8 protein-coding genes, 2 rRNA genes and 1 riboswitch (1 of these 11 running past the window's edge) are annotated in these 10,280 nt (G+C 44.1%); all 10 genes read right to left on the minus strand.

The window, feature by feature from the left end:
* Position 1: 1 nt before the first annotated feature.
* Positions 2–1,423, minus strand: a complete 1,422-nt coding sequence (gene purF / locus MKZ26_RS11760) for an amidophosphoribosyltransferase (protein ID WP_340766307.1) — start codon at positions 1,421–1,423, stop codon at positions 2–4.
* On the minus strand, positions 1,399–3,618 hold the full coding sequence (gene purL / locus MKZ26_RS11765) for a phosphoribosylformylglycinamidine synthase subunit PurL (protein WP_340766308.1): 2,220 nt from the start codon (positions 3,616–3,618) through the stop codon (positions 1,399–1,401). Before purL ends, purF begins: the two co-directional genes overlap by 25 nt.
* Positions 3,602–4,288: a phosphoribosylformylglycinamidine synthase subunit PurQ gene (purQ, locus tag MKZ26_RS11770; protein WP_340766309.1), complete on the minus strand. Its 687-nt coding sequence runs from the start codon at positions 4,286–4,288 to the stop codon at positions 3,602–3,604. The genes purL and purQ overlap by 17 nt, the downstream gene beginning before the upstream one ends.
* Entirely contained in the window at positions 4,285–4,539 is a 255-nt protein-coding gene (purS, locus tag MKZ26_RS11775; RefSeq protein WP_067205578.1) for a phosphoribosylformylglycinamidine synthase subunit PurS, read from the minus strand. Before purS ends, purQ begins: the two co-directional genes overlap by 4 nt.
* A gap of 183 nt (positions 4,540–4,722) precedes the next feature.
* On the minus strand, positions 4,723–5,844 hold the full coding sequence (gene purK, locus MKZ26_RS11780) for a 5-(carboxyamino)imidazole ribonucleotide synthase (RefSeq protein ID WP_340766310.1): 1,122 nt from the start codon (positions 5,842–5,844) through the stop codon (positions 4,723–4,725).
* Positions 5,841–6,329: a 5-(carboxyamino)imidazole ribonucleotide mutase gene (gene purE / locus MKZ26_RS11785; RefSeq protein WP_340766311.1), complete on the minus strand. Its 489-nt coding sequence runs from the start codon at positions 6,327–6,329 to the stop codon at positions 5,841–5,843. Before purE ends, purK begins: the two co-directional genes overlap by 4 nt.
* A 219-nt stretch (positions 6,330–6,548) precedes the next feature.
* Positions 6,549–6,648, minus strand: a riboswitch (purine riboswitch).
* A 76-nt stretch (positions 6,649–6,724) separates the two neighbouring features.
* Positions 6,725–6,925 carry an NETI motif-containing protein gene (locus MKZ26_RS11790; RefSeq protein ID WP_340766312.1) on the minus strand — a complete coding sequence of 67 codons (201 nt, stop codon included), beginning with the start codon at positions 6,923–6,925 and terminating at the stop codon, positions 6,725–6,727.
* On the minus strand, positions 6,922–7,443 hold the full coding sequence (locus tag MKZ26_RS11795) for a DUF2179 domain-containing protein (RefSeq protein WP_156476136.1): 522 nt from the start codon (positions 7,441–7,443) through the stop codon (positions 6,922–6,924). The genes MKZ26_RS11790 and MKZ26_RS11795 overlap by 4 nt, the downstream gene beginning before the upstream one ends.
* A 1,780-nt stretch (positions 7,444–9,223) precedes the next feature.
* Positions 9,224–9,339: ribosomal RNA gene (gene rrf / locus MKZ26_RS11800) — 5S ribosomal RNA — on the minus strand.
* 80 nt (positions 9,340–9,419) lie between these two features.
* Positions 9,420–10,280, minus strand: a 23S ribosomal RNA gene (locus tag MKZ26_RS11805); it runs 2,071 nt beyond the window's last position.

Here is a 10,280-nt window from a genome sequence, read left to right on the forward strand (position 1 = left end):
ATCAAACAATTTCTTTCTTATGTGGCAACACTGTATCTGAATAGATTTCTGTAGGATATTCTCCTGTAAAGCATGCAAGGCATTGTCCACAGTTCTTTGTTTTATCGGGACGTCCAATGGCTTCGACCATTCCCTCAGCAGACAGGAACGTCAGTGAATCTGCACCGATAAGCTCTCGGATTTCATCAACCGTCCTATTTGTTGCTATCAATTCTGAATCCGTACTGATATCTACACCATAAAAACACGGACTGACAAGCGGTGGAGACGCAATCACAACGTGAACTTCCGTCGCACCGGCTTCTTTCAACAGATTGACAATCCTTTTAGACGTGGTGCCGCGAACAATCGAATCATCCACCATGACGACTCTTTTACCGTTCACAACTTGACGCACTGGAGAAAGTTTCATCTTCACGCCTCTTTCACGCATCTCCTGTGTTGGTTGAATGAACGTTCGCCCGACATAACGACTTTTGATCAGCCCTAACTCATATGGAATTCCACTTTCCTCAGAAAACCCAATAGCCGCTGAGATACTTGAATCCGGTACACCTGTGACGACGTCTGCTTCGATATGCACTTCACGTGCAAGTCGTTTGCCGCAACGCTTCCGTGCTGAATGAATATTAATACCATCAATATCCGAATCAGGGCGTGCGAAATAGACATATTCCATCGAGCACATAGCCGAGTCCGCAGCTTTCGCAAAACGGTCCGACTGAAGACCTTTATCATTAATAATGATGAGTTCTCCCGGCTCTACCGAACGAACCCATTCTGCGCCAATAAGATCGAACGCACATGTCTCAGAGGCTACGACCCAAGCATCTCCCAGTTTCCCAAGGGATAATGGACGCAAACCATTCGGATCCTGCGCAACCATTAATCCGTCATCCGTCAAGATGACAAACGCAAAAGCACCTTTTAACATCGACAATGCTTTTTTCACACGATCACGCTGTGTTAAAGAACCGCTGCTTTTCTTAATTAAATGTGCTAGCACTTCTGTATCAGAATTCGTTTGAAAAATACTACCTTGACGTTCAAGATGCTCGCGTAGTTCGACCGCATTCACAATGTTACCATTGTGAGCGACCGAAAGACTTCCAGTTGTTGAACGGAAAACGAGCGGCTGAACATTTTCGATTCCGCGACCGTTCTCTGTAGAATAACGCACTTGCCCAATTGCTGCATTTCCTTTTAAATCATTGATCTCATTACCAGAAAACACTTCATTGACAAGACCTTCGCCTTTAATCACATGAAACTTTTTGCCTTCCTTCGTAACGATACCGGCTCCTTCTTGTCCCCGGTGTTGTAACGCGTGCAGACCATAATAACTGATCTGCGCCGCGTCTTCATGACCCCAAATGCCAAACACACCGCACTCTTCGTTTAAGCCTCTGAGTTCAGCAAGCATTGGATAGCCCCTTTCCAAGCAGAACGGAGTTCATCCACCGTCCCGTCGATTAACGTACCGTCTTCACCGTTAATAACGATACGGTTACTATCCGTAACTACACCGATCTTAATCGCATCTGCTACAGTTTTTTCGAAATCTGCCGCTTTTTCTTCTTTTACAGTCACAAGGAAACGTGATTGCGTTTCACTGAATAATGCTGTTACTGCAGAGCCTGAAACTGTAACGCCTGCTCCAAGACCTTCCGTACCGAATGCTTTTTCACAAAGCGCTACTGCAAATCCGCCTTCTGATAAATCAGTTGCAGATTGAACAAGTCCTGCTTGGATCGCTGTCAAAAGTTCTTTCTGGCGTGCTGCTTCAACTTCAAGGTCAATTGCCGGAGCTTGGCCGAAAATTTTCCCTTCCGTCATTTGTTGCAGTTCACTGCCGCCGAAATCAAGTGATGCTTCGCCAATGACATAGATGACATCGCCTGCATTTTTAAATTCAGTAGTCGTTACTTGTGATAAATCATGAACAAGGCCAACCATACCAATCGTTGGTGTTGGATAGATTGGAACACCATTTACTTCATTAGACAAGGAAACGTTCCCGCTTATTACAGGAGCATTCAACTTGCGGCATGCATCAGAAATTCCGTCAGCTGATTTCTCAAGCTGCCAAAATACTTCCGGCTTGTCTGCACTACCAAAGTTTAAGCAATCTGTAATTGCAATTGGTTCCGCGCCTGAACAAATGAGATTACGCGCTGCTTCAGCAACGGCAATTTTCCCGCCTGTTTCTGGATCAAGATAGACGAAACGCGAGTTACAATCAGATGTCATCGCAAGTCCTTTATTCGTTCCAGTGACACGAATGACACCTGCAGATGAACCTGGAGCAACGACCGTATTTGACCTAGCTTGTGTATCGAACTGATTATAGACCCATTCTTTCGATGCAATCGTTGGACGTTGCAAGAGGTCTTTAAGTGTTTCATTCAAATCTGTCACGACAGGTTCTGTCATTTCCATCGCTTGGAATTCTCTGAAATAAGCAGGTTCCTCGGATTTCTTATGGTAAACCGGTGCGTCTTCAGCAAGTGCATCAGCTGATACTTCAGCGACAACTTCACCTTTATGAAGCAGGCGCAGCATTTTATCATCTGTTACTTTACCAATCGTTACCGCTTCGACATTATATTTCGCAAATAAATCCGTTACTTCCTGTTCACGGCCTTTTTTCACGACGATTAGCATACGTTCTTGAGATTCTGACAACATCATTTCATATGCTGTCATTCCTTCTTCACGTTGTGGTACTAGGTCAAGGTTTAACTCAACACCATACCCTGCTTTTGATGCCATTTCAGCCGCAGAAGAAGTAAGTCCTGCTGCCCCCATATCTTGAATCCCAATTAACGCATCTGATTTTACAAGCTCAAGGCATGCTTCCATCACAAGTTTTTCCAGGAACGGGTCACCAGCTTGCATCACTGGAAGTTCTCCATCTTTAACTTCGGATGAAGACATCGTCGCACCGTGAATCCCGTCACGTCCTGTTGTAGCACCGGCATACATCACACTATTACCGATACCGGAAGCGATCCCTTTTTGAATGTCTTCATGATTTAACAAACCAACAGCCATCGCATTGACGAGTGGACGTTTAGAATAACAATTATCGAACTGAACTTCGCCAGCAATAGTAGGTATACCAATCGCATTTCCGTAACTTGCAATCCCTGCAACCGCTTCTTCGAATAAATAACGGTCACGTTCGTCTGTTAGATCGCCGAAACGAAGTGAGTTTACAAGTGCTACAGGGCGGGCACCCATTGAAAATACGTCACGCAGAACCCCACCCGCACCTGTTGCTGCACCGATGAACGGTTCAATCGCAGATGGTGAGTTATGAGACTCCATTTTGAATACAGCAGCTTGATTGTCACCAATGTCGACGATTCCTGCTCCTTCTCCTGGTCCTTGAAGAACGCGCGGCCCATCAGTTGGGAATTTACGCAGTACTGGTTTCGAGCTCTTATACGAACAATGTTCAGACCACAATGCAGAGAATAAACCCGTTTCCGTATAGTTTGGAAGACGTCCTAACATCTCTGTTGCGCGTTCGAATTCCTCATCTGTCATTCCCATTTGGCGATATAATTGTTCATCTTTAATTTGTTGTGCGTTCGGTTCATGCTTGGCTGACATTATTTTCACTCCACCTTTTCAAGATTGAATTGAATAGAGGCAATCCATCTGTTCCTCCGATGATTTCCTCAACTGCACGTTCAGGAAGGGGCATCATGCCGAGCACATTGCCTTTTTCGTTTAAAACACCCGCGATGTCCGCTGTGCTGCCATCTGCATTACCGTCCGCATATGTAAATACGATACGGTTAGTACTTTTCAATTCTGCTACTGTTTTTTCATCAACATAATAGTTGCCGAATTCATGAGCAAACGGAATTGTGATTTCTTGCCCGTTGTCGTAATCTGCCGTAAATATAGAATCTGTATTCAAGACAGTCAATTTCGTTTTGCCAGACCTGAATTTCAGTCCTTTATTGCGCAAGAAAGCGCCTGGTAAAAGGCCTGCTTCAGCGAGAATTTGGAACCCGTTACCCACACCAAGAACAGGTTTCCCTGTTGCAGCAAATGATTTCAAGCTCTCGATTGCTGGTGAGCTTTGCGCTAGTGCACCCGCACGCAGATAATCCCCGTACGATGCTCCACTCGGAATAAGTACTGCGTCATAACCGTCAAGATTCGCTTCTGTATGCCAGATGTATTCTGCTTTATTGCCCAGAACGGTATTTACCGCATGATACATGTCGATGTCGCAACCCGATCCTGGGAAAACAAGTATAGCGAACTTCATTTGCCCGCGACCTCCCCGATTTCATATCGGTAGTCCTCAATAACTTTATTGACTAAAAGCTTTTCGCACATTTCTTTGACACGTGCATCGATATTTGTAACTGATTCGTCTAATTCTAGCTCAATCAATTTCCCAATGCGTACGTTTTCGACCTCTTTATAACCCATCGTTTGAAGCGCTTCTTTAGTTGCTACCCCTTGTGGATCAACAACACTTTCACGGAGTGTTACGTATACGTTTACTTTCGTCATGTCTTTTTTCCTCCCAAATGGAATTAGATTAAGTTTCTTTTTGAAACTTTGAAATGTTGAAAAGCTGCCGTCAATTATTCAGTCAAGACGGAGCTGCTTGAAATTCGTATAACACTTATTTTGTTCTAACCGCACAACGCCCACTTCTGGACTGGGGTATCGCTTTATCATAAGTATCCCCCTCTATTCAGACCAAATTCCCGTTGAATTAATGTCTTCCAATGTCTTTTCAATGTTGTCCGTCATTATTGTGACATGTCCCATTTTTCGCTTTAATTTCGCTTCGGCTTTGCCATATAGATGGATTGACCAATCGGGATAATCCGTAACAATCTTCGTCAGTGGCGCTACATGTTCGCCGAGCACATTCACCATAATCGAAGATTGCCATAATATCGGCTTGCGAAGTGGCCAGCCACAAATAGCACGGATATGCTGATGGAACTGCGAAATGTTACACGCCTCAATTGAATAATGACCCGAGTTATGTGGACGTGGTGCTAATTCATTAATAATAATTTCATCATTTTCTAAGACGAACATTTCAACCGCCAATGTCCCGACAAGATTGAGATGATCTGCGATTTTCTTCGCTGCATCTTCGGCTTGGGCTAAGACTTTTTCATGGACCCGTGCTGGAACGATTGATTCATGCAGTATATGGTCTTTATGAATATTTTCAGCAACTGGAAGACAGTAAGATTGTCCTTTATCATTCCGTTGAATGATCACTGATATTTCTTTTGTAAACGGAACGAACGCTTCTGCAATACATGCCGAATGAACAAAGAGTGATTCCGCTTCGTGAAGATCACTTTCAGAGTCGATTTTCACTTGCCCTTTGCCGTCATAACCACCGAATGCAGTCTTGACGATACAAGGGTAGCCGATTTCTCCAATTTTCAACGTTAGCTCTTCAAACGTCTGTGCCGCTACATAGTTTGCAACAGGTGCACCCGATGCTGTAATTTCTGCTTTTTCATTGATACGGTTCTGTGTGATTCGGACAAGTTCTGCGCCCTGCGGCACGTGTGCGATTTGAGTGAGCCTTTTCAATCCCTCATAATCAATGTTTTCGAATTCATATGTGATGACGTCACTCACTTCACCTAGTTCCTCGAGTGCAACCTCATCGTTGTACGGTGCAACAATCCGGATATCAGCAATTTGACCACACGGTGAATCCATGACAGGATCTAGCACCGCAATTTTGAATCCCGCTTCCTTCGCGGCAAGCCCCATCATCCGACCAAGCTGTCCCCCGCCAATGATTCCTATCGTTTGTCCAGGTAAAATTGTTTTCATAGTAAGTCACCGCTACTTTCTAGCGCCGCATCACGCATGTTATTACGGCGCTCTTCAATACGTTTCATTAGAGCCTTGTCATGGACACCTAACATTTGTGCTGCAAGAAGACCTGCGTTCACAGCGCCTGCTTTCCCAATTGCCATAGTCGCCACTGGAACACCTCCAGGCATTTGAACAATGGATAATAAGGAATCCATTCCATTCAACGCTTTTGACTGAACAGGTATGCCAATAACGGGTAGCAATGTTTTTGCTGCAACCATCCCTGGGAGGTGTGCAGCTCCCCCAGCTCCTGCAATAATGACCTCTAAACCTTTATCTTGCGCTTGTTCTGCATATTCAAACATGAAATCAGGTGTGCGGTGTGCTGAGACGACTTTCTTCTCGTAAGAGACTTCTAGTTCGTCCAAAATGTCACACGTATGTTTCATTGTTTCCCAATCACTTTTACTTCCCATAATGACACCGATCTTCGGTTCCACTTATAATCCGCTCCTTTTAAGAAAAGCGTTAGGTGCCGCTTTAGACGCAACTCATGACCAAAACATCTGACACCTGAAGCCTAGCCAACTTTTTCAAAACTAAAAAGTCCTCGAACAAACCACTCTTCATATGCATGAAAAGCAGATCATTCGAGGACGTTGAAATATGCGTTAAGATGATTGCACCCATAGGTACCCACACACCTTTCGCTACAATTCCTGAAAGTCGCTTTCCCGCATAGTCCGGACATTACGGTGTCCTGGTAGAAACACTGCGGCCAATTCCACAGCATATATGGGGATTCTATTTACTCTCTATATTTTAACAAGACCGCGAGCATTCGTCAATAGAAAAGGCGAACAATTACATATCGCCATCCCATAACGTTCGCCTTTTAGGCATTTTCATCTTCTCTTAGTACACCTTTGAACTTGATAACTTGCCGTACTGGAATAAATTCTCCATTCACCTCAGTAAACAGCGGCTCTTCCTTTCGTCCCGCAACTGTATAACCTTCTGCAGTCATTCTCTTCAAACAGTCCTCAATAGTCTCTTCTGCTTCCACATCAAACCATATAGTCTTCTTTTTACTCACTTGAACAACTTCCCTTTCCTCACACTCTTAACCCAGAAACCGCCATGTATCATTTTCGCCTCGTATGCAATAATAAATGCTTTTGGGTCTATTTCTTTAATTGTAACGTAAAGTTTCAATTCATATTTACGCGGGGTAAGAATCTGCATAGCAGACCGATCCCCATCAAGACCATTCGCTGACCAATCTGTGACTCCGTATCCTTTTTCTCGCAGTATACTCGGTAATTTCAAGTTCTTCTCTGACGTAATTACATTTACAGTAATATAGCCAAGCGCCATCTTCTCTTCAATCTTCGACCCAATAATAACTCCACAACCATAACCGATTGCATAGGCTACTAAGTTCTGTATTTCATTCAGGTTATCAAGCACTAAACCAAGGCCGATAACATAGATAACGATTTCTACTACACTAAGTCCGGCAGCGATGTATCTATAGCCTTTTAACGTTAGAATCATGCGCACTGTAAAAAATGTAACATACACGATATTAATCGCGAATATAATGAGCACCATTTGCAAAATAACCACCCCTTTCAATATTGCTTGACCCTTATCGTATCGCTGTTAGGCTATGATTTCAAGCTATTAAGAATAGACGGACAAGTAGCTCGGATCCGAAGATGAATTTAGGTATACTAATCGCCACTTCCATAATCTAACACCAATTCTTATGTTGCTAATTGTTCAATCATAATGGCTAAAATTATAGGCGAGCGAGCGTATCAGGAGCACAACCGATCATATCAACACCTAAACAATCATAACCACTGCACAACCGATCATATCAACACCTAAACAATCATAACCATTGCACAACCGATCATATCAACATCTAAACAATCATAACCATTGCACAACCGATCATATCAACACCTAAACAATCATAACCACTGCACAGCCGATCATATCAATACCTAAACAATCATAACCAATGCAGGACCGATCATATCAACATCTAAACAATCATAACCACTGCACAACCGATCATATCAACACCTAAACAATCATAACCATTGCACAACCGATCATATCAACATCTAAACAATCATAACCATTGCACAACCGATCATATCAACACCTAAACAATCATAACCACTGCACAGCCGATCATATCAATACCTAAACAATCATAACCACTGCACGACCGATCATATCAACACGTAAACCGATCATAACCATTGCACAACCGATCATATCAACACCTAAACAATCGTAACCACTGCACAACCGATCATATCAACACCTAAACAATCATAACCGCTGCACGACCGATCATATCAACACGTAAACCGATCATAACCAATGCAGGACCGATCATTTCAACACCTAAACAATCATAACCGCTGCACGACCGATCATATCAATACCTAAACAATCATAACCAATGCACAACCGATCATTTCAACACGTAAATCGATCATATATATAACTCACTTACATTAAGACCTGTACATATACGGAATTTCGTTATTATATAAATTGAAGTAAATAAACCCTTCATTATCGCATTGGCTATGCTCAAACCCATTAATCTAACTGCTTCACCTATAGTCATTTAGCTCCGACTTTCCCAGTAAGAAGCTAGCGCTTTGTTTTCATATCATATTCAATACTTTAACTTAGATAGCATTTCTCCATAGTACGAGATTTTATTATTTCCCGGAAGACAAAAAAAGTCATTACCTATTGGCAATGACCTTACTACCGGCGACGTCCAACTCCTCACAGGAAAGAGCTTCGAACCACCATCAGCATGCGAACTTATTATCCCTATGCCTAGTAATGTAGACACGAGAGGGGAAAGGCGACGTTTTTCTAATTGAGACCACCCTTTTTTCGAAAGACAAGAAATTATAAACTTTTTCACCTAGAGTAGTGTCTATACTCCAGCGCCTAGCTCCCGATCCTACACAACGGGGGCATGCAGAGCTGTTGCGACATTGTGTCATCTGTGTCGCGCTGATCCTAAGCTGCCTTCCTCTGTCGCTTGTCGTCCTTTTCGGCTCCACCAAGGCGCTTGAGTATATATATACGATTATCCTTACTTTTTTTGTATAATTACAAATTAACCTATGTAAGTTAAAATAAAGAATCCCTTTGAATTCCCTATTGCGCTAGGGATATTTTCCTCCTTAGGCCTAGTTGGTGCTCTACTACTCTCAGAGCTTCGATTGTCTATTTAAATGCGCATTCTCTTAGTTCGTATAGATACTCATTTATTTGATATATATATCTAACAAAATTTCTAAAAATAAACACAAAAAAAGCCATTACCTATTGGCAATGACCTTGCGCCCGGCGGCGTCCTACTCTCGCAGGGGGAAACCCCCAACTACCATCGGCGCTGAAGAGCTTAACTTCCGTGTTCGGGATGGGAACGGGTGTGACCTCTTCGCAATCGTCACCAGACTCTTTGAGCTTGTTCGCTCAAAACTGAATAAAACAGACATTGTGCTACACGAATCAGGGTAATCAAGCCCTTTTCAAAATTGGTTAAGTCCTCGATCGATTAGTATCCGTCAGCTCCACACGTCGCCGTGCTTCCACCCCAGACCTATCAACCTCATCTTCTTTGAGGGATCTTACTTACTTGCGTAATGGGAAATCTCATCTCGAGGGGGGCTTCATGCTTAGATGCTTTCAGCATTTATCCCGTCCATACATAGCTACCCAGCGATGCCTTTGGCAAGACAACTGGTACACCAGAGGTATGTCCATCCCGGTCCTCTCGTACTAAGGACAGCTCCTCTCAAATTTCCTGCGCCCGCGACGGATAGGGACCGAACTGTCTCACGACGTTCTGAACCCAGCTCGCGTACCGCTTTAATGGGCGAACAGCCCAACCCTTGGGACCGACTACAGCCCCAGGATGCGATGAGCCGACATCGAGGTGCCAAACCTCCCCGTCGATGTGGACTCTTGGGGGAGATAAGCCTGTTATCCCCGGGGTAGCTTTTATCCGTTGAGCGATGGCCCTTCCATGCGGAACCACCGGATCACTAAGCCCGTCTTTCGACCCTGCTCGACTTGTAGGTCTCGCAGTCAAGCTCCCTTATGCCTTTGCACTCTACGAATGATGTCCAACCATTCTGAGGGAACCTTTGGGCGCCTCCGTTACTCTTTAGGAGGCGACCGCCCCAGTCAAACTGCCCGCCTGACACTGTCTCCTGCCCCGATAAGGGGCATGGGTTAGAAGTCCAATACAGCCAGGGTAGTATCCCACCAACGCCTCATCCGAAGCTAGCGCTCCGGAATCCAAGGCTCCTACCTATCCTGTACAGGCTGCACCGGAATTCAATATCAGGTTACAGTAAAGCTCCACGGGGTCTTTCCGTCCTGTCGCGGGTAAC

This window comes from Sporosarcina sp. FSL K6-6792 (assembly GCF_038004885.1).
Classification (GTDB): Bacteria; Bacillota; Bacilli; order Bacillales_A; family Planococcaceae; genus Sporosarcina; species Sporosarcina psychrophila.